The sequence below is a fragment of the Pseudomonas sp. BE134 genome, from assembly GCF_031456105.1.
Classification (GTDB): Bacteria; Pseudomonadota; Gammaproteobacteria; order Pseudomonadales; family Pseudomonadaceae; genus Aquipseudomonas.
Map to the genome: position 1 here is coordinate 73420 of NZ_JAVDUA010000006.1, position 26366 is coordinate 99785.

At 60.7% G+C, this 26366-nt stretch carries 26 protein-coding genes; 17 read left to right on the forward strand and 9 right to left on the reverse strand.

Features of this window, described 5'->3' with window-relative positions; translation table 11 throughout:
- Positions 1-22: 22 nt before the first annotated feature.
- The gene (locus tag J2Y56_RS07200; RefSeq protein WP_310337174.1) at positions 23-1540 is read right to left on the reverse strand and encodes an MDR family MFS transporter; all 1518 of its coding nucleotides are present in this window, start codon (positions 1538-1540) and stop codon (positions 23-25) included.
- A 77-nt stretch (positions 1541-1617) separates the two neighbouring features.
- Positions 1618-2811: a 4-hydroxybenzoate 3-monooxygenase gene (gene pobA / locus J2Y56_RS07205; protein WP_310349482.1), complete on the reverse strand. Its 1194-nt coding sequence runs from the start codon at positions 2809-2811 to the stop codon at positions 1618-1620.
- A gap of 168 nt (positions 2812-2979) precedes the next feature.
- Between pobA and J2Y56_RS07210 the strand changes: the two genes are divergently transcribed.
- Positions 2980-3876, forward strand: coding sequence for a helix-turn-helix domain-containing protein (locus tag J2Y56_RS07210; RefSeq protein WP_007945665.1), 897 nt, complete (start codon positions 2980-2982; stop codon positions 3874-3876).
- Positions 3877-3885: 9 nt separating this feature from the next.
- On the opposite strand, the gene J2Y56_RS07215 is transcribed toward J2Y56_RS07210, so the two are convergent.
- A complete protein-coding gene (locus J2Y56_RS07215) occupies positions 3886-4062 on the reverse strand; it encodes a hypothetical protein (RefSeq protein WP_007945664.1) in 177 nt (58 codons plus the stop codon).
- A 162-nt stretch (positions 4063-4224) separates the two neighbouring features.
- Positions 4225-5106 (reverse strand): LysR substrate-binding domain-containing protein, encoded by an 882-nt coding sequence (locus J2Y56_RS07220; protein WP_007945663.1) that lies wholly within the window; start codon positions 5104-5106, stop codon positions 4225-4227.
- Positions 5107-5267: 161 nt separating this feature from the next.
- On the opposite strand from J2Y56_RS07220, the gene J2Y56_RS07225 reads away from it, so the two are divergent.
- From J2Y56_RS07225 to J2Y56_RS07250, 6 genes are all read left to right on the forward strand, one after another.
- On the forward strand, positions 5268-6905 hold the full coding sequence (locus tag J2Y56_RS07225) for a 5-guanidino-2-oxopentanoate decarboxylase (protein WP_310349484.1): 1638 nt from the start codon (positions 5268-5270) through the stop codon (positions 6903-6905).
- The gene (locus tag J2Y56_RS07230) at positions 6902-8350 is read left to right on the forward strand and encodes an aldehyde dehydrogenase family protein (protein ID WP_310349487.1); all 1449 of its coding nucleotides are present in this window, start codon (positions 6902-6904) and stop codon (positions 8348-8350) included. The genes J2Y56_RS07225 and J2Y56_RS07230 overlap by 4 nt, the downstream gene beginning before the upstream one ends.
- Positions 8351-8567: 217 nt before the next feature.
- Positions 8568-9671: an extracellular solute-binding protein gene (locus J2Y56_RS07235; RefSeq protein ID WP_007945660.1), complete on the forward strand. Its 1104-nt coding sequence runs from the start codon at positions 8568-8570 to the stop codon at positions 9669-9671.
- Between the two features lie 195 nt (positions 9672-9866).
- Positions 9867-10778 (forward strand): ABC transporter permease, encoded by a 912-nt coding sequence (locus J2Y56_RS07240; protein ID WP_007945659.1) that lies wholly within the window; start codon positions 9867-9869, stop codon positions 10776-10778.
- Positions 10775-11623: an ABC transporter permease gene (locus tag J2Y56_RS07245; protein WP_310349490.1), complete on the forward strand. Its 849-nt coding sequence runs from the start codon at positions 10775-10777 to the stop codon at positions 11621-11623. The genes J2Y56_RS07240 and J2Y56_RS07245 overlap by 4 nt, the downstream gene beginning before the upstream one ends.
- 18 nt (positions 11624-11641) lie before the next feature.
- A complete protein-coding gene (locus tag J2Y56_RS07250; protein WP_223520316.1) occupies positions 11642-12697 on the forward strand; it encodes an ABC transporter ATP-binding protein in 1056 nt (351 codons plus the stop codon).
- 137 nt (positions 12698-12834) lie between these two features.
- Here the strand turns inward: J2Y56_RS07250 and J2Y56_RS07255 are convergent, their stop codons facing one another.
- Positions 12835-13764, reverse strand: coding sequence for an AraC family transcriptional regulator (locus J2Y56_RS07255; protein WP_310349495.1), 930 nt, complete (start codon positions 13762-13764; stop codon positions 12835-12837).
- A gap of 335 nt (positions 13765-14099) precedes the next feature.
- Between J2Y56_RS07255 and J2Y56_RS07260 the strand changes: the two genes are divergently transcribed.
- Together J2Y56_RS07260 and J2Y56_RS07265 are read left to right on the forward strand one after the other, a co-directional pair.
- Entirely contained in the window at positions 14100-14453 is a 354-nt protein-coding gene (locus J2Y56_RS07260) for an antibiotic biosynthesis monooxygenase family protein (RefSeq protein ID WP_310349497.1), read from the forward strand.
- Between the two features lie 41 nt (positions 14454-14494).
- The gene (locus J2Y56_RS07265) at positions 14495-14725 is read left to right on the forward strand and encodes a hypothetical protein (RefSeq protein WP_007945652.1); all 231 of its coding nucleotides are present in this window, start codon (positions 14495-14497) and stop codon (positions 14723-14725) included.
- Here J2Y56_RS07265 and J2Y56_RS07270 read toward each other — a convergent pair whose 3' ends face one another.
- The 3 genes from J2Y56_RS07270 to olsB form a co-directional block, all read right to left on the reverse strand.
- Positions 14726-15355: a flavin reductase family protein gene (locus J2Y56_RS07270; RefSeq protein ID WP_007945650.1), complete on the reverse strand. Its 630-nt coding sequence runs from the start codon at positions 15353-15355 to the stop codon at positions 14726-14728.
- Between the two features lie 118 nt (positions 15356-15473).
- A complete protein-coding gene (locus J2Y56_RS07275) occupies positions 15474-16265 on the reverse strand; it encodes a lysophospholipid acyltransferase family protein (RefSeq protein ID WP_310349500.1) in 792 nt (263 codons plus the stop codon).
- Entirely contained in the window at positions 16265-17020 is a 756-nt protein-coding gene (gene olsB, locus J2Y56_RS07280) for an L-ornithine N(alpha)-acyltransferase (RefSeq protein WP_310337162.1), read from the reverse strand. The genes J2Y56_RS07275 and olsB overlap by 1 nt, the downstream gene beginning before the upstream one ends.
- Before the next feature lie 154 nt (positions 17021-17174).
- Between olsB and J2Y56_RS07285 the strand changes: the two genes are divergently transcribed.
- The 5 genes from J2Y56_RS07285 (at position 17175) to J2Y56_RS07305 (ending at position 21586) form a co-directional block, all read left to right on the forward strand.
- Positions 17175-18053 (forward strand): acyl-CoA dehydrogenase family protein, encoded by an 879-nt coding sequence (locus J2Y56_RS07285; protein ID WP_310349503.1) that lies wholly within the window; start codon positions 17175-17177, stop codon positions 18051-18053.
- A 171-nt stretch (positions 18054-18224) separates the two neighbouring features.
- Entirely contained in the window at positions 18225-19319 is a 1095-nt protein-coding gene (locus tag J2Y56_RS07290; protein ID WP_310349505.1) for a serine hydrolase, read from the forward strand.
- Positions 19316-19645 carry a hypothetical protein gene (locus J2Y56_RS07295; protein WP_007945643.1) on the forward strand — a complete coding sequence of 110 codons (330 nt, stop codon included), beginning with the start codon at positions 19316-19318 and terminating at the stop codon, positions 19643-19645. Before J2Y56_RS07290 ends, J2Y56_RS07295 begins: the two co-directional genes overlap by 4 nt.
- A 191-nt stretch (positions 19646-19836) precedes the next feature.
- Positions 19837-20427 carry a YceI family protein gene (locus tag J2Y56_RS07300; protein WP_310349508.1) on the forward strand — a complete coding sequence of 197 codons (591 nt, stop codon included), beginning with the start codon at positions 19837-19839 and terminating at the stop codon, positions 20425-20427.
- 1 nt (position 20428) lies between these two features.
- On the forward strand, positions 20429-21586 hold the full coding sequence (locus tag J2Y56_RS07305) for a phosphatidylserine/phosphatidylglycerophosphate/cardiolipin synthase family protein (RefSeq protein ID WP_310349510.1): 1158 nt from the start codon (positions 20429-20431) through the stop codon (positions 21584-21586).
- A gap of 127 nt (positions 21587-21713) precedes the next feature.
- On the opposite strand, the gene bglX is transcribed toward J2Y56_RS07305, so the two are convergent.
- Positions 21714-24005 carry a beta-glucosidase BglX gene (bglX, locus tag J2Y56_RS07310; protein ID WP_310337158.1) on the reverse strand — a complete coding sequence of 764 codons (2292 nt, stop codon included), beginning with the start codon at positions 24003-24005 and terminating at the stop codon, positions 21714-21716.
- A 236-nt stretch (positions 24006-24241) separates the two neighbouring features.
- On the opposite strand from bglX, the gene J2Y56_RS07315 reads away from it, so the two are divergent.
- The 3 genes from J2Y56_RS07315 to J2Y56_RS07325 are packed head-to-tail and all read left to right on the forward strand — an operon-like array spanning position 24242 to position 26285.
- Positions 24242-24850, forward strand: a complete 609-nt coding sequence (locus J2Y56_RS07315; protein ID WP_310349512.1) for a LemA family protein — start codon at positions 24242-24244, stop codon at positions 24848-24850.
- 33 nt (positions 24851-24883) lie between these two features.
- Complete coding sequence (locus tag J2Y56_RS07320; RefSeq protein ID WP_310349514.1) at positions 24884-25639, forward strand: TPM domain-containing protein; 756 nt, start codon at positions 24884-24886, stop codon at positions 25637-25639.
- Between the two features lie 28 nt (positions 25640-25667).
- On the forward strand, positions 25668-26285 hold the full coding sequence (locus J2Y56_RS07325; RefSeq protein ID WP_007945637.1) for a TPM domain-containing protein: 618 nt from the start codon (positions 25668-25670) through the stop codon (positions 26283-26285).
- The last annotated feature ends 81 nt before the right edge of the window (positions 26286-26366 follow it).

Here is a 26366-nt window from a genome sequence, read left to right on the forward strand (position 1 = left end):
CGATGGCCACAATTCGGTCCAACTATCGAACCTTATCCTCCCGCCCCCGCAACAACCTGTTTGGCATCGCAACCGCCGCCGCCAACCCCAGCAGCGACACCGCCGCGCTCACCATCAGCAAATGCCTGAACGTCAGCAACAACTCGGCGCGCAAAGCGTTTTGTGCATCCCCCGGTGCAGCGTTCAAGCCGTCGAGCAGGACATTGCCCGAACTGCCCTCGGCGATCAGCGACGAACCGGCCATGTGGGCAAAGTTCGAGTCCTGCAGCAACGCCAGCAACAGCGCCGACATCAACGCCACTCCCACCGCGCCGCCCAGCGAGCGAAACAGGTTGGTGGTGCTGGTCGCTACGCCGATATCACGCTGTTCCACCGCGTTCTGCGTGCCGACCAATGACGTCGGGAATTGCATGCCGCCAGCGATCCCGCACAACAACATGAACAGGCTACTGAGCCAAAAAGCCTGCGGCGGGCTGAACGCCATGCCCAGAATCGAGATCGGCATCAACGCCGCCCCGGTCAGGATCATCGGCTTGTAGCGACCGGTCACCGAAGTCCGACGGCCGGCAAAGTACGCACCGATCGGCAACCCCATGGCCAGTGGCAACAAGTGCAGCGCGGCGCTGTCGGCCCCGGCGCCGGTGACGCTCTGGAAGCGCAGCGGCATCAGCACGATCAGCGAGATCGCCTGGAAGCTGGTGAAGAAAATCGTGCACCAGCACAGGATCGCGTTGCGGTTGGCGAACAGATGCATCGGCAGCAACGGTTCCCGTGCCCGGCGTTCATGCCAGACGAACACCCCAAGCACCAGTACCGCACAGGCAAACAGTCCCAGCACCTCAGGGCCGCGCCACGAATGACCCTGGCCGACCTGAGTGATGCCCAGCAACAACGCGGTCAATCCGATGATCATCAGTAACGTGCCGAGGTAGTCGATGATCGGTTTGCGCTGCGGCACCGGCAGCCCGACCAGGGTGCGATTGGCCACTAGCCAGGCACCGACGCCCAGCGGCAGATTGATCAAAAACACCCAGCGCCAGGACAAGTACTCGGTCATGTAGCCGCCGAGCACCGGGCCGGCCACGCTGGCAACAGCGTACATGCTGCTGAAATAACCCTGATAACGCCCGCGTTCCCGGGGCGGGACGATGTCACCGATGATCGCCTGGCTGACCGAAATCATCCCGCCTGCACCGATGCCTTGAAGGATCCGCGCCAGGACCAATTGCTCCATGCTCTGGGCCATGCCGCAGAACAACGAGGCCAGGGTGAACAGCCCCATGCCGAACAGCATCAGCTTGCGCCGACCATACAAATCGCCGAGCTTGCCGTAGATCGGCACCGCCACCGTCATCGCCACCATGTACCCGGAAATCACCCAGGCCAGCAGGCTGACGTCCTTGAACTGAGCGGAAATCGCCGGCATCGAAACCGCGACGATGGTCTGGTCCAGCGCTCCAAGAAAGATCGCCAGCATCAGGGCGATCAGTACGCTGCGAATCGCTGGTTTGGGTAGGTCAGGCTGGTGGAGAGTGGTCACGGTAAAACCTGCGGGCAAAGATAGGCTCGCAGAAGCAAGGCGAGCAGGGATGCTCGCCAGTGTAAGTCGGTAGCTAGCTATTCGATAGCCTCATACGGAAGCCCGACGTAATTTTCTGCAATGGTTTTTCGACCGGCTTCAGAGCTGACAAAGTAGTCCAGCTCCGACTCGCTGATGCGCTGACTGAACGCGTCATGGTCATCGAAGCGGTGCAGCATCGAGGTCATCCACCAGGAAAACCGCTCGGCTTTCCACACGCGGCGCAGACAGATTTCGGAGTATTTCTCCAGCAAGTCCACGCGTCCTTCCCGGTAAACCTTCAACAGAATATTGAACAGTGTGCTGACATCACTGGCGGCCAGGTTCAGGCCTTTGGCGCCAGTGGGGGGGACGATGTGCGCCGCGTCGCCAACCAGGAACATCCGCCCGAATTGCATCGGTTCCACCACAAAGCTGCGCAACGGCGCGATGCTTTTTTCGATGGACGGGCCGGTCACCAGGTTATCGGCCATGGCTTGCGGCAGGCGCAATTTCAGTTCATCCCAGAAGCGCTCATCAGACCACTCCTGCACCTGATCCTCGGCGGGTACTTGAATGTAGTAACGGGTACGGGTTGCCGAGCGCATGCTGCACAGGGCAAAACCTCGCTCATGGCGGGCATACACCAGCTCTTCGTGCACCGGAGGCGTGTCGGCGAGAATGCCAAGCCAGCCAAACGGGTAGACCCGCTCGAAGACCTTCAGGCAGTCGTCCGGGATCGATTGGCGCGCCACCCCATGGAAGCCATCGCACCCGGCGATGTAGTCGCAATCGAGGCGGTACGTCTCGCCATCTTTCTCAAATGTGATGAAAGGTTCTGCGGTTTTCATCCCGTGCGGCATGACGTTGACGGCGCCGTAAATCGTCTGCGCTCCAGCCTCCCGACGAGCGGCCATCAGGTCGCGTGTGACCTCGGTCTGGCCATAGACCATCACGGTTTTGCCACCGGTCAATGCGTGCAGGTCAATGTGCACCTGGCGGCCATCGAGCGCCAGTTCGAAGCCGGTGTGCACCAGCCCTTCGGCATCCATGCGCCGCCCCACCCCGGCCTGACGCAACAGCTCTACCATGCCTTGCTCAAGGACGCCGGCACGGATGCGCCCGAGTACGTACTCCGGGGTCTGGCGTTCTAGAATGAGGGTGTCGATGCCGGCGTTGTGCAGCAATTGGCCGAGCAGTAAACCGGAGGGGCCGGCGCCAATGATGGCGATTTGGGTCTTCAGTGTTTTCATTGTTTTTTTAACTCGCAAGCTCCACGCGACAACGGCCGGTGAATTATTTTTATGGATCGAGTGCTTGCATTTTTCTCTTGCGAGTCTGTCAATTGAAGGGGAAAACTGAGCCGATACCTGTACATTCTGCCAATCAGTGCGATTATCGCCCGCAACCTCGAGGCCTTGATGAACAAGCCTGACCTGCCTTCGATTCCAGTGTTCAAGCTGTACGGTGAAAGCCTGGACTGGCCGACCCCGGACTTGCTGCACTGCGAAACCATTTCCAAACGCAGCCGCGAACACCAGTGGGAAATAAAACCCCACCGTCACGCCGATTTGTGCCAGTTACTCTTCGTCTTCAAAGGTCAGGCAGAGCTTGAAATCGAAGGTAAGCGCACGCAGCTGACTGAGCCGACGATTCTGATCCTGCCGCCGTTGTCGGTGCATGGTTATCGGTTTTCCGAGGACGTCGAAGGGTTTGTATTGACCCTGGCCGCGCCGCTGGTTGCCCATCTTCAGGCGCAACTGGGCAACTCGGTGAATGCGCTGGCCCAGGCCGAAAGCTACCCGGCGGGCAAGGACGGCGGCTACCTCAACAGCCTGTTTTCAGCGCTGCAAGACGAATACACCGGTCACCAGCCGGCGCGTGAAATGCTCATGCATTCCCTGGTCAGCGTGATCATGGTCTGGGTCAGCCGACAGGTGATCACGCGCCGTAATGCCAGCCAGCGACCGCAGCGCGCCCGGGAATACCTCAACGGCTTTATTCAACTGGTGGAAGAAACGTACCGCCAGCACGTCAAGGTCGAAGACCTGGCGCACCGGCTGGGGATTTCCGTGTCCCACCTCAACGGCACCTGCCGTGAACTGGCGGGACAACCGGCGTTACAGATCATGCACGAACGGCAATTGCTGGAGGCCAAGCGCTTGCTGACCTACACCAGCATGACCATTTACGAAATGTCCGACGTGTTGGGGTTTTCCGATCCGACCAACTTCACGCGCCTGTTCCGGCGTCGAGTGGGGATATCGCCCAAGGCGTTTCGCGACCGCTTGAAGGCCGATCAGGACAACGAGGCCTGATCCCCTTCGTTACTTCAGGGCATTGAGCGTTGCGTTGTGGGGGATGCAGCGCTCGAAGTTGCAGCTCGCAAATTCGCGGGGCAGAAGACGCGCCTGCTCGACCCTCCAGGCCGCGGTGCCATACAGCGCCAGCGTCACCGCGCAGGTGATGAAGATGGTGAGGTACCTTCTTGTTTTGATGTTCATGGCGTGGACCTCTGAACGAATACCCTTGGGTATTACCTTGAGCATAGGTCAGCGCCAGTGAGTTGCCACTAAAGCGGCATTGCATGTACCCCGATATTCAAAACGCTGATGAACCGCTGTGGGAGCGAGCTCCCACAGGGGTAACATCAAGGTTTTCGAGATTCAGCGCGACTGCGCCTGCTCCACCAACCATCCCAACAATTCCTGCAACTTCGACGAAGGTGCGGGCTTTTGTGGCAATACCAGGTAATACGCCAACCCCGTCTTCACCTTCAGTTCAAACGGCATGACCAGCCGTCCGGCGCTCAAGTCATCGCCAATCAACGACCAGTCCCCAATCGCGACACCCGTCCCCTGAGACGCCATCGACATCGCCAGGTCCAGGGTTTCGAAGTGCTGACCTTTGGCGACGTTGCTCAAGCGAACATTGGCCGTGGCCAGCCAGGCTTTCCAGTCCCGTTCATCCCGGGTGGGATGCAGCAGCATGTGCCGCTCAAGGTCTTCAGGTGTCTGCAACGGCACCGGACCGTCGAGCAACGGTTTGGAACAGACCGGCGTCAACTGTTCATCAAACAGGCGTTGAGACACCAGCGCGCTGTCCGGCGGCGCGCCATACATCACTGCCGCATCGAACTGTTCGCGATGAAAATCCACGCCGTGCTTGACCGTCGTGGTCAGTTCCACCGGCACGTCCGGACGCTCTCTCTGCCATTGCAAAAGACGCGGCAACAGCCAGCGCATGACGCAGGTCGGCGCCTTGAGTTGCAGGGTTTCGCGCTTCTCGCCGATCTGCTCCACCGCCTCGTCGATCAAGCCGAAAATCTGCTGCACCCGTGGCAGCCATTCGCGTCCTTCAGCCGTCAGGGCGAGGCCGCGAGCCTGGCGGATAAACAGCTCATAACCCAGATGATCTTCCAGCCCGGCGATCTGTCGGCTGACCGCGCCTTGGGTGATGTGCAGCTGTTCGGCGGCCCGGGTGAAATTGCAGCACTGCGCGGTAATCAGAAAAGTGTGCAGCGCCGGCAGGGGAGGCAGTCGTTTCATTGGGATCCAAGGTATGACGTGAGGACATGGCTAGTATGACTTTTTATCCATTGTTGCGGCTACGTGTCGCCCGTTCCAATGAGGCCATCCCTGGACCTGCCCACCCATCATAAACACTGCGCAGGCCCGGCGTCTCAAACGAACAAGAAGGGCAAAATCAGATGGCGACGTGCGGCGAAGTATTGGTCAAGTTACTCGAAGATTACGGGGTCGAGCAGGTGTTCGGCATCCCTGGGGTTCACACCGTGGAGCTGTATCGCGGGCTGGCCCGTTCGAGCATCAACCACGTCACTCCGCGTCACGAACAGGGCGCCGGTTTCATGGCCGACGGTTATGCGCGCACCAGCGGCAAACCGGGTGTGTGCTTCATCATCACCGGCCCTGGCATGACCAACATCACCACGGCGATGGGCCAGGCTTACGCCGATTCGATCCCGATGCTGGTGATCTCCAGCGTGCAATCGCGAAACCAGTTGGGCGGCGGTCGCGGCAAGTTGCATGAGCTGCCGAACCAGGGTGCATTGGTTGCCGGCGTGTCGGCGTTCTCCCATACCTTGATGTCGGCGTCCGAATTACCGGGTGTTCTGGCCCGCGCTTTCGCACTGTTTCAGGCGGGCCGTCCGCGCCCCGTGCACATCGAAATTCCGTTGGACGTGCTGGTTGAAGAAGCCGATGACCTGCTCAGCAGCGTACCGGTGAACATCGACCGCGCTGGCGCATCGCCGAGCGCCGTTTCACGCATGACCGAATTGCTGGCCAATGCGAAGCGTCCATTGATTCTCGCCGGTGGCGGCGCCATCGATGCCGCCGCCGAGCTGACGAAACTGGCCGAGCTGCTGGACGCGCCGGTGGCGCTGACGATCAATGCCAAAGGCATGCTCGAATCCAGCCATCCGTTGCTGATCGGTTCCACCCAAAGCCTGGTCGCGACCCGTGCACTGGTGGCTGAGGCGGACGTGGTATTGGCGATCGGCACCGAGCTGGCCGAGACCGACTACGACGTCACCTTCGCCGGTGGTTTCGAAATTCCTGGCCAATTGCTGCGCGTGGACATCGACCCGGACCAGACCGTGCGCAACTATCCGCCGCACGTGGCGTTGGTGTCCGACTCGCGCAATGCCGCCCAGGCTTTGCTGAGTGCGCTGTCCCAGCAGTCGCTGGCCGAGCGTTGCAACGATTGGGGGCAGGCCCGTGCCGCCCGTTTGCGTGAAGAGCTCGCCCAGACCTGGGATGCCCCGACGCTGGCCCAGACCCTCTTCCTTGACACGGTATTGAACGTGTTGCCGGACGCTGTGTTCGTCGGCGATTCGACCCAGCCTGTCTACACCGGCAACCTGACGTTCAACCCCGAGCGCCCACGTCGCTGGTTCAACTCGTCCACCGGTTACGGCACCCTCGGTTACGCCTTGCCGGCCGCAATCGGCGCCTGGCTGGGCGGTCGCGTTGAAGGCGGTTCGCGTCCACCGGTGGTGTGCCTGATCGGAGACGGTGGCCTGCAATTCACCCTGCCGGAACTGGCCAGTGCCGTTGAAGCGCGCACCCCGGTGATCGTGCTGCTGTGGAATAACCAGGGCTACGAAGAGATCAAGAAGTACATGGTCAATCGCGCCATCGAGCCGGTTGGCGTGGACATCTACACCCCGGACTTCATCGGTGTGGCCAAGGCACTGGGTTGCGCCGCGGAAGCGATCAGCGGCGTCGAGCAACTGCGCACTGCGCTGCGTGCCGCGGCCGATCGTCAAGGCCCGACCCTGATTGAAATCGATCAGACCCAGTGGATGAAGGCGGTGTCGAAATGACGTTCCCTACGACGCTGGACGGTCTGTTCATCGACGGGCAATGGTCGGCCGGCAACGAACACCTGCGCGTGATCAACCCGGCGACCGAGGCCTTGTTGACCACCGTCAATGGCGGCGATGCACAGGCCGTCGATCACGCGGTGAGTGCGGCGACCAAGGCCTTCGCCGAGTGGTCGAAAACAACCGGCGCCGAGCGTGGCGCGATCCTGCGAAAAATCGCGGCGGGCGTGCAGGCAGGTCGTGAGCAACTGATGCATTTGCAGTCGAGCAACAACGGCAAGCCGCTGTTCGAAGCGGCCATCGACGTCGATGACGTGATCGCTACCTTCGAGTATTACGCCGCTCTGGCCGAAGGCCTCGACGCTAAACAAGACAGCGCTGTTGAATTACCAAGCGACGATTTCAGCGCGCGCCTGCGCCGTGAGCCGGCCGGTGTGGTCGGCCTGATCGTGCCGTGGAATTTCCCGATGGTCACCACCGCCTGGAAACTCGCCCCGGCCCTGGCCGCCGGTTGCTGCGTGGTGCTCAAACCTTCGGAAGTGACGCCACTGCCAGAGATGGAATTGGCGGCGATCATCGCTGAGGCCGGTTTGCCAGCCGGCGTGTTCAACCTGGTGTGCGGCACTGGCCTGGCGGTCGGCGCGCCATTGTCGGCGGATCCGCGCATCGCCAAGATTTCCTTCACCGGCAGTAACGCGGTGGGTGTGCAGGTCATGCAGCGGGCGGCGGAAACCGTTAAAGGCGTGAGCCTGGAACTGGGCGGTAAATCCTCGCTGCTGGTGCTCGCTGATGCCGACCTCGACCTCGCCGTGGAAGTGGCCTGTGGCGGTGGATTCTTCAACGCCGGGCAAATGTGTTCCGCCACCAGTCGCGTGCTGGTCGCCGATGAACTGGCTGAAGAATTCCTGTTGCGGCTGAAGGCGCGCACCGAAGCCATTCGCGTGGCCGACCCGTTCGACCCGGCCGTGGAAATGGGCGCTCTGGTCAATCAGGCGCAATACCAGCGTGTGCTTGGCCACATCGATCGTGGTTTGAGTGCGGGCGCCAAGCTGATATGCGGTGGCAATCGTCCGGCTGACCTGCCGCGCGGCTATTTTTTGCAGCCGACAATCTTCACCGACGTGCCCCTCGACAGTGCGCTGTGGTGTGAAGAGATTTTCGGCCCGGTGATCTGCGTACGCCGTTTTGCCTGCGAAGCCGAGGCGATTGCCTTGGCCAACGACAGCCAGTTCGGTCTGGTGGCCAGCATTGTCACGCGCAATGCCGAGGCGGCTGATCGGGTCGCCAACGCCTTGCAGGCCGGGCTGGTGTGGATCAACGCGCCGCAAGTGATCTTCCCGCAGACCGCCTGGGGTGGTTACAAACAGAGCAGCATCGGCCGCGAGTTGGGGCCATGGGGTTTGCAGGCGTTCCAGGAAATCAAACACGTGATTCGCGCTATCTGACAGCACGGAAAAGGTGAGTGCATGCCTCTTGTTGAGGCATGCGCTGGCGTCATGGCTTCAATGAGTTTTTATCGATAGTCAGGTGTTTTACACGACCTCAGGATGAACTCGCTGGCTCAGCCAAGCCCCCGAAAATACGAGGGATAGCGCTGGTCCGGTCGCGCGGATGCAACAGTTTCGACCTGCCTTATACCTACAAAAACAAAGGGAGTCCGTAATGGGCGAACATGATCTGAACAGACGTCAATTCATCAAGACCGTGGGCGTAGCTTCGGTTGCAGCAGCGGCCATGAGCATGCCGTTCATCAAGGCCAATGCCAGCGACACACGTTTTGCAGGCAAAACCCTGCGTTTACTGACCTGGTCCGATGACACTGGCCTGGCAGCCCTGCGCAACATCGCAGCGACCTTCGAAGACAAGTACGGTTGCAAGGTCATCGCTGACCGCACCGGCAGCACCTCGGAAATGGTCGCCAAACTCAAGGCCGGCGGTGATCGTCCACAGTACGACATCATCACCCTGGCCGGCGTCGGCGCCGAAGGTCTGGCCGCCGCCAACCTGCTGGAAAAACCCGACCTCAACCGTATTCCCAACCTGGTCGACGTACCGGAAAAATACCGCACCGGCGCCAACGGCCACGGTATCGGTTACCTGCTGTGGTGCAACAGCCTGGTCTACAGCACTCGCACCCAGAAAGAAGCACCAACCAGCTACGCCGCCCTGTGGGATGCCGAGCAGTCGCCGAACATTTTCCTGCCGCCGCCAAACTGGACCGAGGCCATGGACCTGATCATCATCGCCGCCAAACTGGCCGGTGGTGACGAGCACAACATTGAGCCGGGCTTCAAGAAACTCGCCGAGCTGAAAGATCGTGTGGTGACCCTGGGTGAAAACCCGAACCAGATTGCCGAGCTGTTCCGCACCGGCTCCCTGGACATGGGCGGCTTGTACGCGCCGGCGTTCTTCCCGAAACAGATTCGTGATCCGGCCTACGGCCTCGGCGCTTCCTTCGGCATGAAGGAAGGTTTCTACACCGACCTGATGCTCTCGGTAATGCCGAAGAACCGTCCGGGCGACACCGACATGGCGTACGCCTTCATCAACCACTCCCTGGACCCGGTGGTGCAGGGCAAGATGGCTGAAGACATCTACAACGGCCCGGTCAACGCCAAGGCGATCATCTCCGCCGAAGCGCGCAAGAGCCCGTACATCCTCACGCCAGAGCAGATTGCCGAGAAGGCGATCATGCACGACAACGCCTTCCTGGCCACCGTGCATGACCAATGGATTCGTCGCTACACGGAAATCTTTTCTTCCTGATCGAGTGACAACCACAGGGTCTTCAGCCACTGAAGATCCCCTGTGGGAGCGAGCCTGCTCGCGATTGCGGACTGACATTCACCGATGATGTTGGCTGACACACCGCTATCGCGAGCAGGCTCGCTCCCACAAGGGGTCGATGTGGTTTCAAGGACTGTGTTTGTCAGCTGCTTTCCATTGACGAGACCCTTTGCTATGGAACACCAACCTCTGACTCATCCGGTAAGTGCCGCCGCCCCCGTGCGCGCGCAACGGGGTGTTTCGCCGACGACCCGCGCCTGGATTTTCCTGACGCCGTCGATGCTGTTTCTGGGTGTACTGATCGCCGCCAGCCTGCTGGTCCTGCGCATGAGCGTGGGCACCAAAGGCGCGGAATGGACCGGGTTCAGCCTGGCCAGTTACGCCCAATTGCTGGAACCGTATTACCTCAAATCCTTGCTGCTGACCCTGCGCCTGGCGCTGATCAGCGCGGTGATCGCTGTGGTGCTGGCGATCCCGGTGGCCTACACCATGTCGCGCCTGACCTCGCCGTTCGTGCGCCGGGTTTTCCTCGCAGCGGTGCTGTTGCCATTGCTGGTCAACCTGCTGCTGCAAAGCTACGGCTGGCTGGTGATTCTCGGACCTGGCGGCATGCTCAATCAGGCATTGATAGGCCTCGGTCTGATCAAGCGCCCGATCATGTTGCTGTACAACCAGAACGGCGTATTGATGGGCCTGGTGCAAACCGCGTTCCCGTTGGCCGTGTTGCCGATTGCCAGCGCCATGCGCGGTGTCGCCCGTACCTACGAAGAAGCCGCCGCGACCCTGGGCGCCAGTCGCTTTCAGGTGTTCCGTCAGGTGGTGCTGCCGATGAGCATGCCGGGGATTATCACCGGCGCAACATTGGTATTTGCCTACAACGCCAGCAGCTTCGTGGTGCCTTTGCTGCTCGGTGGCCGACGCGTGCCGATGCTGGCGGTGATGGTCCATGACCAGATCGCCCCGCTGATGAACTGGCCCGCCGCGTCCGCGGCCGGTGTGGTGCTGATTGTCACTACGCTGGCGATCATGACCTTGTCCGAATACATCACTGGCCGCCGTCGGCGCATGCTGGAGGCTTCGCAATGAGCACCCTGATCAAGAAGCGTTATGGCCTGCTGCCGGGCGAAACCGGCAAGTTTGCCGGCATCCTTTCCGGCTTCATCCTGTTGTTGGCGGTGTTGCCGATCCTGACCATGATCGTGATGTCGTTCAGCGGTGCGTCGAACCTCGACTTCCCGCCGAGCAGTTACAGCCTGCAATGGTACAAGGCCGCCTGGCACACCTTCGTGTCGCCAGACGCCAGCGACGTGCTGAGCCTGGGCAAAGCCATGACCACCAGTTTGATGGTGGCGTGCCTGACCATGGTCTTCGCCACGATCATCGCGGTGCCGGCGTCTTATGCGCTGACTCGTTGCGAGTTCCGTGGCAAAGCCGTGGCGCTGCAACTGATGTCGCTGCCGCTGGTGTTTCCGATGGTGGTGTTGGGGCTGGCGTTGCTGCTGGTGTTCGACAGCCTGCCGTTCCAGATCACCACCTCGCGGTTGGTGATTGCCCACGTGATCCTGGCCTTGCCGTTCGTGGTGAAAAACTGCACCGCGGCGATGCTGTCCATCGGCAGCGAAGTCGAGGAGGCCGCGCAAATGCTCGGTGCTTCGCCGACCCGGGCGATTGTCGATGTGGTGGTGCCGCTGATGAAGTCGGGGATTCTGGCGGGCATGCTGCTGGCGTTCATCGTCTCGTTCAATGAATTCACCGTGACCTATTTCCTCTACACCATCGACGTCATGACCGTGCCGATCTGGATGTACAGCCGCACCGTGTCTTCGCTCGACCCTACCGTTTTCTCGTTTGCCGTGCTGATCGTGCTGATCGACTTCGTCCTGATCTGGGCGTTGGAGAAGCTGGTCGGTGAAGGTGGCGTTTCGTTCTGATTTCTTGAGGTGATTCATATGTCTGGTCTGATTCTGGAAAACGTCGAGAAACATTACGGCTCGGCCTGCGCGGTAAAGGATGTAAACCTGCATTTGCCGGAAGGCAAACTGGTGTGTTTCCTCGGCCCGTCGGGCTGCGGCAAAACCACCTTGCTGCGGATGATCGCAGGTCTCGAAACACTGACCGGTGGCGAGATTCGCCTGGACGGTGAAGACATCGGCCACACCCCGGCGCATCAGCGTAATTTCGGCATGGTGTTTCAATCGCTGGCACTGTTCCCGCACATGACGGTGGGGGAGAACATCGCCTATCCGCTGAAACTGCGTGGCGTCAGCAAGGCTGATCAACAGGCGCGGGTGGTAGAGTTGCTGGAGCTGATTCAGCTGCAGGAAATGATTGATCGCCCGGTGGCAAAACTCTCTGGCGGTCAACGTCAGCGTGTAGCGATTGCCCGGGCGATTGCTTCGCGGCCGAAAATCCTGCTGCTGGATGAGCCGCTGTCGGCGCTGGACGCCAAGCTGCGCGAGTCGATGCAGGTGGAAATCCGTCAGCTGCAACAACGCCTGAACATCACCACGATCATGGTGACCCACGACCAGCGTGAGGCCATGACCATGGCCGATATCGTCGTGGTGTTGGGCGAACACCGCGTGCAACAAGTCGGCACACCGATTGAAATCTACCGGCACCCGGCCAACGAATTCGTCGCGGACTTCATCGGCTCGGGCAACATCTTCCCGGCTACGGCGTTGGGCAATGGCAAAGTCGGTTTGCCCGGTGGCGATGCACTGCAAGTGCCAATTTGCAGCAGCATCGTGGTTGGCGAAAAAGTGAAGATGCTGATTCGTCCGGAAGACCTGCAACTGTCGCACCCACAGGCGACGGCGGGGAATCGCTTGCTGGGCAAGGTGACGTTCGTGCGTGATATCGGCGCGACGATTGAAACCACCGTGGAGTGTTCCGGGGTGTCGTTTACCGCGCTGAGCACGCCGTGCCAGGGATTTGGGTTGAACATCGGCAACCCGGTGTCAGTGACGTTGCCGGCTGAGGCTTGCCGCGTATTGGGCGCCTGATCCGGATTTGATGTTGGCCTTGCTGGCCCCTTCGCGAGCAGGCTCGCTCCCACAGTGGATCTCCTGTGAACACCAAAGATCAAATGTGGGAGCGAGCCTGCTCGCGAAAGGGCCGGCACACGCCACACAAATCTCAGCTAGACATTCAACCGCAACCGCGCCAAATCCCGCAGCGGCGGAGCCCCGAACAACCTGCTGTACTCCCGGCTGAATTGCGAAGGGCTTTCATACCCCACCCGATACCCCGCCGCCGAAGCCTCCAATCCTTCGGCCAGCATCAACCGCCGCGCTTCCTGCAACCGCAGTTGCTTCTGATACTGCAACGGACTCATCGCCGTCATCGCCTTGAACCGGTGATGCAAGGTCGACACGCTCAGGTTCACTTCCTTCGCCAAATCATCGATACGCAACGGCTGCTCGTAGTTGCCGTTGAGCCACTTGATCGCCTGACTGATGCGATGGCTCTGGCTGTTGGCAATCGCAATTTCATACAGACGATGCCCCTGTGGGCTGCGCAATAACCGATAAAGAATCTCCCGACGAATCAGCGGCGCGAGCATGGCGATGTCTTTCGGCGTGTCCAGCAAACGCGCCAGACGCAACACCGCATCGAGCATCGCCGTGTCAATCCGTTCGACGTACAGGCCACGACCGGTGGGGCGGGTGGGTACGCCCAAGGGGCCGGCGTCGGCAATCAGTGCGCTGATTTCCGCCGGGTCGATGTCCAGGCGCACCGCAAGGATCGGCGCTTCGGGCGAGACATCCACCACCCGCCCGCTCAGCGGCATCGAGACCGACACCACCAGGTAATTCAGCGGATCGTAGTTGAAATGCTCATCGGCCAGCCGGACCTCTTTGCGCCCCTGCGCCATGATGCACAGCGCCGGTTGGGCGAGCACCGGGGCAAATTCATGGGACTGGCTATGGCGAGACATGAAGAGCGAACCGACGGCCGTCGCATAATTGCCATCCTCCTGCGTATTGCGGCGGATGATCGCGGCCAGTTCTGCGCGCTGTTTCTCCATGTCGGCGTCCAGCGGGGCTTGAAAATGATCGAGCGACGACATGCAAGGCATCCTCGGTGGGGCGTGGGTAGTGAGCCGAGCTTAAGTTTGTGCAAGACAATGCGCTAGACACATCCTGCCTCAACCTTGCCTGATTCTGCACGGAGTGAATTAACGGTGCCTCTACGCCGGGGCCGTTCAACGATAACTTGCTTGAATGCCCAGTTTCATTGGCTTGAATGCATTGGCCGGCGGTTACCGGGTTTTTGAGAAGCCGCGCAGGATTGTGCAACACACGGGCAGGAATCGACTAACCGCGCTGGAGCCTGTGCACTTAACCTTGGATCCTGTCGCAGCCCGTCCCACGGCTGCCACTCGAGTACCTGGGAGGGTTGAACATGTCTACGCAGATCCCCGTCAGCCATATGGCTTTTGTCCGTGCCCACGCCGGGCGTTCGATGGAACTCGGTGTGCGCCTGAGTGCCCTGATCGAGCCGTCGCGCAATGCACCGGGATGCCTGAGCTTTGCCCTGCAACAGTCGCAATGCGACCCCGAGTTGTGGTTGGTGTCCGGTTTCTGGGTGAACCAGCAGGCCATGACCGCGTACTTCAGCACCCCGGCAATGGAAGTGTTTGCCGAGTTGGTGCAAGACCTGGTGGTCAACAGCCTGGATTTTCATACCTTCAAGGAGGTATCGGCTGCCCAGGCGTTGGGTCAGACCCAGTCGTGGCTACACAAAATGGCGGGTTGAGGGTTTAATGAGGCCATTCTCAACCAACCAGGATTCGCGACATGGCACGTAAAGCCTTTGAACAGTTCGAAGCCGTTTCCGCAGTAGTACCGGGTGAAGGCGGTTACCACGCTGCCATTGCCGTCAAAGCCCTGGGTGGCGCGGGCGCACCGCGATTCCACAAAGTCCTTGAAGACCGTACTTTCAAGACGGCACATGAAGCCGATGAAGCCGCCGCCAAAGAGCTGACCCGCCTCAAGGACGTCAAGGAAAATACCGATCTGCTTTGGTAATTACCTGACCGCGCCGGGGCGATACATCTTGAACAACGCCTCCGGCCCCAGCTGAAAATAGTCCGCTGGCCCACCGCCGCGCAGAATCGGCTCTGCCGCGGCGGTGTCGTACACCCCATCCTTCAACAACCATTTGGCAATATGCACGGCGACCACTTCGCCGAGAATCAGCCAGCTCGGCACCACATTTCCGTCCGCGCGCTGCAATTGAATAATCTGCGTGACCCTGCACTCAAAGGACACCGGGCTTTCGACGACCCGTGGCACCTGGATGATTTTCGAAGGGGCGGGCGTCAGTCCCGACAACTCGAACTCGTTGACCTCAGGCCCGACCATCGCACAGCTCTGGTTCATCTGCTCGGCCAGTGGGCGAGTGGCGAGGTTCCAGGCAAATTCGCCGGTTTGCTCGATGTTGTTCAGGCTGTCTTTGCGCCCGACGCTTGCAAAACCAATGATCGGCGGAATGTAATTGAACGCGTTGAAGAAGCTGTACGGCGCCAGGTTCAGGCGGCCATTGGCATCCTGAGAGGAAATCCAGCCAATGGGACGCGGGCCGACGATGGCATTGAACGGGTCATGCGGCAGGCCGTGGCCGTTGGCGGGTTCGTAGAAGTGGATGTCGTCAGGCATGAGGTGTAATCCAGGAGCTTTCGTAAGACGCCCATGGTGCAAGGACGAGCCAATAATTTCCAGCGATGAGATCCAAATGTGGGAGCGGCGGTGCGGCGATCCCACAGGGGATTTTTGTTTATGCAGCGATTGCGGGACGCATCGGGGTTTTCCGGGTCTGCGCAATCGCCCCAAACAACGCTGTCCGCACCGCTTGCTGTGCTTCGAATGCCAGCGCCGCACGCTCGCGGCCTTCGCAAGCAATCGGCTTGAGCAGATGAATCTCCACATTTCCCCGATCATTGGCAAACAAGCGCATCAAGTGCGACAGCAGATCATCGTCACCAATAAATGGTGCCAGCGAATCAGGCTCGCCATCGCGCAGGTAACGAATCGCCACCGGTTGCAACTGCACCTCTGAATCGATCGCAGCCGACAGTAAGCGCCCATGAAACGTGCGCAACGAACGACCGTCGGTGGTGGTGCCTTCCGGGAACATCAGCAGCGGATGGGCCTGTTCCAGGTGGCGGGTCATTTGTTTGCGGATCAACTGACTGTCGCCCGACCCACGACGGATAAACAGACTGCCGGCCTTGGCCGCCAACCAGCCCGCCACCGGCCAGGTGCGCACTTCGGCCTTGGACAGAAACGACAGCGGCGTGAGCATGCCCAGCAGCGGGATGTCGGTCCACGACACATGATTGCTGACCCAGAGCATCGGTTGCTTGGGCAACTCGCCATGCACGCAGACGTGGAAAGGCAGGGCATTGCTCAACCGCGCCATGAAAAATCGCGACCAGCGCTGGCGGCGGACCATCGAGTGGGCAATGCCCATCCGCTCGAACAGCCCGAACACGCTGGCCATGCTCAAACCCAGTGAGACTACCACCAGCACCCGCGCAATCCGCGCGTACACCCGCAAGCGGCTCATCACATGGCCGCCTTGAAGTGCTTGGCGTAGCGCGGGCAGAGTTCGTCGCGCTTGAGCAGGATGAACACGTCGGCGACCTGGAAGTCTTCGTCCCAGCATGGCTCGCCGCAGATCTTCGCGCCGAGGCGCATGTAGGCCTTGAGCAGCGGCGGCATTTCGGCGATGACGTTGGAGGGGATCGCCAGGGTCGGCAAAGGTTTTTTCGGCTCGGCGCGCAGGTGTTCGCTGCACAGGTAGCGTTCACGCAGGCGCTGCATGATCGCGTGGGCCTGAATGCCGCCGTCCTGCATCGGAATGCTCGCGCACCCCATCAAATAGCTGTAGCCGCCCTGGTTCAACACGTCGGCCAGTTCACTCCAAAGCACGGCGATGGTACCGCCGTTACGGTAGGCCGGGTCGACACAGGTACGGCCAATTTCCAGAATCGGGCCTTTAAGGTGCACCAGGCCGTGCAGGCTGAATTCTTCTTCACTGTAGAACTTGCCCAGGCTGCTGGCCGCCGCATGGTCGAGCAAACGGGTGGTCGCCACCAGACGGCCGGTGTTCAAGTCACGCACACCGATATGGGCGCAGTGAACATCATAATCATCCATGTCCAGACCCCGTTCGGCGCCTTTGAGCCTGGCGTTGAACTCGCCGCTGAACACGTTGAAGCGCAAGGCCTGGGCTTCCTGCAAGGCAGTGCTGCCGATCAGTCGTTCGGCTTGCAGGCGGCGGTCGTTGCCGGTGTCGCTGATGCGGGCGATCTGAGTCATTGCAAATCTCCTTGCGGGCTGCTCACCTGACGTGGGTTACAGCGGATCGACTTTCTTTATGCAGCCGTTTTGTGCAAGGTCAGGCTATGTAGCCCCAGTGTCATCGCCATTAAGCTTTGGTGATGCTTATATGACAGCCTTTGAGGAGCCTCTTATGCCCTGGCAAACCCTGTTGAAGCGCCGCGAACGCCTGCCCGCCAACCCGGACCTGGCAGAAGGATTCGCGACCTTGCTGGATCAATTGGGCCCGGTGACACCGTTCGAGTTGGCGGTGGCGGGCGCACGCCTGATGGCCACGCCGGGGCTGGCGTTTCTGGTGGGGTATCAGGCGGCGTTGCGGATGCTCTGGCCGAGTGCACCGCTGAGCCTCGGCGCGTTGTGCGCGACCGAGCAGCGCAGCCTGCGACCGGCGGACATGCAAACCCGCCTCACCGATTTGCACCTGAGCGGGCGCAAGGATTTCGTCACCGCCGGCGATGCCGCCGAGTGGCTGTTGATCGCCGCCCGCAGTGAAGCGCCCGGCGAAGAGGCGCGCCTGAGTCTGGCGGTGGTCTACCCCGATGAACCGGGCGTGCGCCTGGAAAAACTCCCGGACATCGCGTTGATACCGGACATCAGCCACGGCCGATTGTTTCTCGACAATGCCCTGTGCGAGTTGTTGGCGGGGGACGGTTGGGATGCCTACGTCAAACCGTTCCGCACCCTTGAAGATGTTTACGTATTGAGCGCCATGACGGCGTGGCTGTATGGCATTGGCCAGGACAGTGACTGGCCGCAAGCCTTGCAACTGCGGTTGCTGGCGCTGCTGGCCGGGTGCGCGGAAGTCAGCCGCCAGGCACCGAACAACCCGGCCGGGCATGTGTTGCTGGGTGGGTTGTTTGCCCAGTTCGAGGGGCTCAAGGCCGAGATTGATCAGGCGCTGGCCGATGGGCCGCCGCATTGGGCGGCGATGTGGCAGCGCGATCGCATGGTGATGGATCTGGCGTCGGGGGCCAGGGGTAAGCGGTTGGTCAAAGCGTTGGCAGCGATCTGACTGGCCCCTTCGCGAGCAGGCTCGCTCCCACATGTTGAAATGCATTCCCCTGTGGGAGCGAGCCGGCTCCGGGCGGCGTTCCGACGATGGCGGCCTCAAGGGCAACACAAACTCCAAAACTGTCATCAACCTCAACTAGGCTCAGCGAGTTAATCCTCCCGAGCCCACGCCATGTTCAAAGGCTTGTCCCTGATCGTCATGCTACTGCTCGGCCTCACGGCCCACGCCGAAAACTGGCCAGCCGAACAATGGTCCATCGGCCCGCCAAGCTCCGGGCCTGCGCTTCAAACCCTGGAAACCTACGCCTTCCCACCTCGCGACGACAGCACCCGAAAAGGCATCCGCACCGACGCCTTGCTGGTGATTCGCGACGGCCAGTTGATCTACGAACGCTACGCCGGACCGACCACCGCCGACACGCCACACCTGACGTGGTCCATCAGCAAAAGCCTCATGGCCACGGTGATGGGGGTGGCCTATGGCGAAGGCCTGTTCAAACGCCAGGATTCGGTGCAGACATTTTATCCACCGATGCAAAAACACCCCGGTGTCACCCTGGCCGACCTGTTGCACTGGGCCTCGGGCCTGGACTGGCAGGAAGACTACGAATATGCCCCGTTAAAGTCCTCGGTGGTGGCCATGCTCTACACCCGTGGACATCAGGACATGGCCGCCTTTACCGCCGATCATGCGGAGTACGCCAAACCCGGTCAGGCCTTTCGGTACTCCAGCGGTGACAGCAATGTGCTGTCCGCCGCGCTGAAAAACATCGTCGGTCCGGCACGTTATCCGGACTATCCATGGACCGCGTTGTTTGAGCCTTTGGGCATCCGTCATGCCGTTTGGGAAAGCGATGCCACGGGCACCTTCGTCGCTTCCTCTTACGCCTGCCTCACGGCTCGGGATCTGGCGCGAGTCGGTTTGTTGATGGCCCGCGAGGGGCGCTGGCAGGATCGCCAATTGCTGCCCAAGGACTGGGTCGCCTTCAATCGCGAACCGTTTGCCCACTATCAAGCCCACCAGGACGAAGCCGTGGCCGGCGGCCACTGGTGGCTCAACCGCCCGGTGGAAGGGGCGGCACAACCCTGGCCCGATGCCCCCGCCGATACTTTCGCGGCGCTGGGCCATTGGGGCCAGGCGATGTATGTGATCCCCAGTGAACACCTGGTGATCGTGCGCTATGGCGATGATCGCGACGGCAGCTACCAGCACAACGATTTGCTCAAACTCGTGCTCAAGGCTTTTGCGCAACAGGTGCAGCCATGAAACGCCGCGGTTTCATTCGTCGCCGACCGTTCAGCACGTTGCTGTTGATCCTGCTCATCGCCTTGCTTGGCTGGGGCTGGCTGGAGCGGGTGGCGCTGCGGGCCTTCCCCGACATCATCAGCGCCTACACCGCCAAGGAGTATTGCTCGTGCCGGTATGTGATGAACAATGATGCCGGGTATTGCCACAGCTATGTAACGCAGTGGCTCCCCACCAGCCGCTTTGTCGATGACGCCACCCACAAACGCGTGACCGTCAGTGGCATGGGCCGCAGCAACAGCGCGGCGTGGCTCGGCGAACGCCAAGGATGCCGTCTGATTCCGTAGCAGCTGGCGAAGCCTGCGTTCGGCGGCGAAGCCGTCGTGAAATCAGGCGCCGCGGTGTTTCAGATTGTCCCAGTAGGCAGGATTTGACGACGGCTTCGCCGCCGAACGCAGGCTTCGCCAGCTGCTACAGGTTTGCATCTTGCTCACGGACGGTTAAGGTTCAGCACCGGATCATCTGTCCACGAGTCTCTATGTTCAACCGCTCCCTGCGCAAAACCCTCACGTTCCTGCTGTTGGCCGGCGTCACGCTGTCGGCCCATGCCGATTGGTATCTGGACGGTGAGTCCTCACGGCTGTCATTCATCAGCACCAAAAACGCCAACATTTCCGAAGTGCTGCGCTTTCTGGTGCTGCACGGCAAAGTCGACGCCAATGGCCTGGCCGAGGTGGAAGTCGAGCTGGAGTCGGTCAACAGCGGCATCCCGTTGCGCGATGAACGCATGCGCAAGGAGCTGTTCGAGATCCAGACCTTCCCCGAAGCATTGATCACCGCGCAGATTGACCTGCGTCCCATCAACGACCTCGCGCCTGGCGCGCAGTTGGAGTTGCGCTTGCCGCTGACCGTCAACCTGCATGGCAAGCAACACGCCTACAACGCCGAATTGCTGGCGACGCGTCTCGACGATCGACGTTTTCAGGTGGTAACGCTCCAACCGCTGGTCATTAATGCCGAGGACTTCGATTTGGCGCCCGGACTGGAAGCGTTGCGCAAGATCGCCGGTTTGTCGGTCATCAGTCTGTCGGTACCGGTCAGTGCGGTACTGATTTTCACGGCGCGCTGACATGGCCGGTGCAATTTTTCCCTGGCGTGAAGGCAACCACTTTGAGCTGCTGATCGACGGTCCGCAGTTCTTCCCGCGCATGCTGGTCGCGATTGCTCGTGCCGAAGAACAGGTCGAGCTGGAGCTGTATCTGGTGGAGGCGGGCGCCTGCGCCGAGGCCATGGTGCAAGCATTGGTTTCGGCGGCCGAGCGCGGTGTGCGCGTGCGCTGCCTGTTCGATGACTATGGCAGCCTGGCATTTACCCTGACCTTGCGTCAGCGCCTGATGGCGGCCGGGGTCGAGCTGCGTTTCTACAATCGCCTGAACTGGCGGCGTTGGATCGGCAACTTCTACCGCGATCACCGCAAGTTGTTGTTGGTGGATCAAAGCCTGGCGGTGGTCGGCGGCACGGGCGTTACCGATGAGTTCTGGACGCCGGGTGAGGACACCAGCGAATGGCACGAGGTGATGGTGGAAATCACCGGCCCCTTGGTCATTGACTGGCAGTTGCTGTTCGACCGCCAATGGATCGCCAACCGTCATCGGCGAGCCTGGAAACCGGCCGCGCATTTCGGCTTGCCGCGCCTGCCACGGGTGCCGTCCGTGGGGGAGGGCATGGGCCGGGTGGCCTATGCCGACGCCCGCCAGCACCGGGACATTCTGCAATCGCTGGTTCGCGCATTGAACAGCGGCCAGCAACGGATCTGGCTGGCGACCCCGTATTTCCTGCCGACCTGGAAAGTCCGCCGCTCACTGCGCCGTGCCGCCGCTCGTGGTGTGGATGTGCGCCTGTTGCTGACCGGGCCGCGTACCGATCACCCGTCGGTGCGCTATGCCGGGCATCGCTACTACCCGCGACTGCTCAAGGCTGGCGTGAGGATTTTTGAATACCAGCCGTGTTTCTTGCACCTGAAAATGGTCTTGATCGATGACTGGGTGAGCATCGGCTCGTGCAATTTCGATCACTGGAATTTGCGCTTTAACCTGGAAGCCAACCTTGAAGCGCTGGACCCAGGGCTGACGCGGGCCGTGGCAGGGAGTTTCGAGCGGGACTTTGCGCAGAGCCAGGAGGTCAGTCTGGAGGCATGGCAACGCCGACCGCTGTGGCGGCGGGTCAAGCAACGGGTCTGGGGATGGGTGGATCGGCTGGTGGTGAACCTGCTGGATGGCCGCCGATAGCCGTTAGATCGTTCCCACGCTCTGCGTGGGAATGCCTCTGGGGACGCTCCGCGTCCAGTGACGCGGAGCGTCACGGGCTGCATTCCCACGCGGAGCGTGGGAACGATCAGTTGCGGTGTTTCGGGGGTTAGAGCAATTCAAAGCTCTGCTGTGTCACGTCCTGTGAGTCCAGGCCGATCTGCACGTTGAACTTGCCCGGCTCGGCAGCGTACTTGAGCTGGGTGTTGTAGAACTTCAGATCGTCTTCGGTGATGGTGAAGTGCACGACTTTCTGTTCGCCGGCCTTGAGCATGACTTTCTGGAAGTTCTTCAGTTCCTTGAGCGGTCGGATCATCGAGCCGGTCACGTCCTGGATGTACAACTGCACCACGGTTTCGCCGTCACGCTTGCCGGTGTTTGTCACCGTGATGCTGGCGTCGAGCTTGCCGGTCTTGTTCAGTGTGGTCGACGACAGGGCCATGCCGCTCAGGCTGAAGTCGGTGTAGCTCAGACCGAAGCCGAACGGGAACAGGGGGCCGGTGGTGTCATCGAGATACTGCGAGGTGTAGTTGCCCGGTTTGCCCGGCGTGAACGGCCGGCCAATGCTCAGGTGGTTGTAGTAGGTCGGAATCTGACCCACCGAGCGCGGGATGGTGATCGGCAGTTTGCCCGACGGGTTGTAGTCGCCGAACAGCACGTCGGCGATGGCGTTGCCGCCTTCGGTGCCGGTGAACCAGGTTTCCAGAATCGCGTCAGCCTGTTCATTCTCTTCGAGAATCGACAGCGGACGGCCGTTCATCAACACCAGCACCAGCGGTTTGCCGGTGGCTTTCAAGGCGCGGATCAGTTCACGCTGGTTTTGCGGAATGTTGATGTCCGTGCGGCTCGACGATTCGTGGGACATGCCACGGGACTCGCCGACGGCGGCAACGACGATGTCAGCGTCCTTGGCGGCTTTCACCGCTTCGTCGATCATCACGTTGGCCGGACGCGGATCATCTACCACTTCCAGGGCGTCGAAGTTGAGGAAGTTCAGGTAATCCGTAATCTTCTTGTCGCTGGTGATGTTGGCACCACGGGCGTATATCAGCGTCGATTGCGCGCCCAGTGCGTTGGTCATGCCGTCGAACAGGGTCACCGATTGCGCAGGGCGACCATTAGCCGCCCAGCTGCCCATCATGTCGATAGGCGCTTTGACCAGCGGGCCGACCAAGGCGATTTTTGCGCTTTTCTTCAGCGGCAGGGTTTCGTTCTGGTTCTTCAGCAACACCATGCTGCGGCGTGCGACATCGCGGGCCTCGGCGCGGTGCAGACGGCTGTCGGCGTTGGTGTCGGCCGGATCATCTTCAGCCTTGCCGATGCGCAGGTACGGGTCCTTGAACAGGCCCATGTCGTACTTGGCGGCGAGCACTTCACGCACGGCATTGTCGATGTCGCTTTGCTCGATCTCGCCCGCCTTCAACAGCCCCGGCAGCTCTTTGCCGTACAGGGTGTCGTTCATGCTCATGTCGATGCCGGCCTTGATCGCCAGCTTCGCGGCTTCGCGACCGTCACGGGCAACGCCGTGCTTGATCAGCTCGAAAATTGCGCCGTGGTCACTGACCGCCAGGCCTTTGAAGCCCCATTCCTTGCGCAACAGGTCGTTCATCAGCCAGGTGTTGGCGGTGGCCGGCACGCCGTTGATCGAGTTCAAGGCAACCATCACCCCGCCGGCACCGGCGTCAATCGCCGCGCGGTAAGGGGGCAGGTAGTCCTGGTACATTTTGACCGGGCTCATGTCGACCACGTTGTAGTCGCGACCACCCTCAACCGCGCCGTACAAGGCAAAGTGTTTGACGCTGGCCATGATGCTGTCGGCCGCGTTGGCACCGGTGCCCTGGAAGGCTTTGACCATGACGCCGGCAATGCGCGAAACGAGGTAGGTGTCTTCACCGAAGCCTTCGGACGTACGGCCCCAACGCGGGTCGCGGGAGATGTCGACCATCGGCGCGAAGGTGAGGTCGACGCCGTCCGATGCAGCTTCCTTGGCGGCGATGCGCCCGGACAGGCCAATGGCGTCCATGTCCCAGCTCGAGGCCAGGGCCAGCGGGATCGGGAAAATGGTGCGGTGGCCGTGGATCACGTCGTAGGCGAAGAACATCGGGATCTTCAACCGGCTGCGCATGGCCGCGTCCTGCATCGGACGGTTTTCCGGGCGGGTGATCGAGTTGAACGTGCCGCCGATGTTGCCGGCCGCGATTTCCTTGCGGATCAGTTCGCGTGGCATTTCCGGGCCGATGCTGATCAGGCGCAACTGGCCGATCTTTTCATCGAGGGTCATCTGCTTCATCAGGTTGCTGATGAAGGCGTCCTTGTTCTCTAGAGGTGCGGGCGTCGTGGCGGCCAATACGTTATGACTGGCCAGGCTGACGAACAGGCCCAGCAAACACAGCTTCTTCATGAATGGTTTTCTCATAAGCCTAAACGGCTGTGAATACGCGCCGGTCAGCCAAAAGTTAGGGAGCGACTATTGTTGTTCAGGTAAATGCATGCACACTTGCGCAGAGTTTTGCGCTGGGGGCATCTTTTAGCCCATTGGCTCGATGCAATCCAGTGGCGGCGGCAGATTATGCCCCAAGTACCCGGTCAGAAGGGTACAGGTTGTTTTTCAACGGAATGTGCCAGGGAGTGACCCAGATGAATGCAAGACACCACTATCGCTCAAGCCTGCAGGTTGCAGCCTTGATGTGGCTGACCACATTGCTCGCGGGCTGTGGCATCAACACGATTCCGACCCTCGATGAGCAGGCCAAAGCCGCGTGGGGCCAGGTACAGAACCAGTATCAGCGCCGCGCCGACTTGATCCCCAATCTGGTAGAAACCGTCAAAGGCTACGCCAAACATGAAGAAGAAACCCTGACCGCAGTGATCGAAGCGCGGGCCAAGGCAACGTCTATTCAAGTGGACGCCAAGACGCTGGATAACCCGGAAAAACTCAAACAGTTCCAACAGGCCCAGGATCAACTGACCGGAGCCTTGAGCCGTTTGATGGTGGTGTCCGAGCGTTATCCGGACCTCAAGGCCAACCAGAATTTCCTCGCGTTGCAGTCGCAACTTGAAGGCACCGAGAACCGCATCGCCGTGGCGCGGCGTGATTTCATTCTCGCGGTGCAGAAATACAACACCGAAATCCGCACCTTTCCCGGTCGCCTGTGGCACGCGGTGATGTACAGCGATTTGCCGATCCGCGAAACCTTCGAGGCGACCACACCGGACGCCAACAAGGCGCCCGAAGTGAAATTTTGATCGGCTCAAGCATCACCACGGATGAGGTTGCCAATGCGCGTGTTGAAAGTGGGGCTGATGCTGGTGCTCTGGGTGTTCGCCCTGACGGCGCAGGCCGAGTTGACGTTTCCATCACTGACCGGACGGGTGGTCGATAACGCCCAGATGATCGAACCGTCGGTGCGCGAGCAACTGACCCAGCAACTAAAGGCCCATGAAACCGCCACCGGCGAGCAGTTGGTGGTGGTCACGCTGCCGGACTTGCAGGGCACCGACATTGCGGATTTTGGCTACCAACTGGGGCGCGCCTGGGGTATCGGTCAGAAAGATAAAAACAACGGCGCGCTGCTGATCGTCGCGCGCGACGAGCGTAAATTGCGTATCGAAGTCGGCTATGGCCTCGAAGACCGCCTGACCGACGCGCAAAGTTCGGTGATCATCAATCAGGTGATCACCCCCGCGTTCAAGGCCGGCAACTTCAGCAAAGGCATCAGCGACGGGGTCGCGGCGATGCTGGTGGTGTTGGGTGGCAGTTCGCTGGATGAACCGTCGACGGTCTATGAACCGCGTGGTGATGAGGACAGCGACTTCATGGCGCGCCATCCCGGCGTTTTTGTGTTTTTGGTGATGCTGTTCATCCTGACGTTTTTTGTCTTGCAGATGCTTGGCATTCTGCCGGCCGGCCGAGGTGGGTCGGGCGGTTCGGGCGGTGGTTTTGGCGGCGGTGGTTTTGGTGGCGGCGGTGGAGGTGGGGGCTTTAGCGGCGGCGGGGGCAGTTTCGGGGGCGGCGGTTCGTCGGGCGGCTGGTGATAACAATAATGAGCAGGCACTTTTAAACATGGCGTTACTGACTGAACACGAACAACGCAAAGTCGCCGAGGCGATTGCCCGGGTCGAACGGGACACCGACGCCGAACTGGTGACCGTGCTTGCCGCTCGCGCCGACGACTATGCATATATCCCGCTGCTGTGGGCCAGCCTGCTGGCGCTGATGGTGCCGGGGATCGTGCATTACCTGACCGGCTGGTTGACCCTGCACAGTTTGCTGCTGGTGCAATGGATCACCTTTATCGTGCTGTGCCTGGTGTTCCGCCTTCCGAAAGTCACCACGCACCTGGTTCCGCGCTCGGTACGGCACTGGCGCGCCTCGAACCTGGCGCGTCGGCAATTCCTGGAGCAGAACCTGCACCACACGACCGGCAGCACCGGGATGCTGATTTTTGTCTGCGAAGCGGAGCGCTATGTGGAGATCCTGGTGGATGAAGGGATTTCCAGGCGGCTGGACAACAAGAACTGGGAGGGGATTGTCGCGGCGTTTACCCGGCAGGTGAAACAGGGGCAGACGTTGCAAGGGTTCGTGACCTGCATCGAGGCGTGTGGTGAGTTGCTCAAAGTGCATGTGCCGGTGACGCAAGTGCGTAATGAACTGCCGAACCGGTTGGTAGTGTTGGGCTAGCCGCAACCCAATCCCCGTAGCAGCTGGCGAAGCCTGCGTCCGGCTGCGCAGCAGTCGTAAAATCAGCACACGCGGTGCATC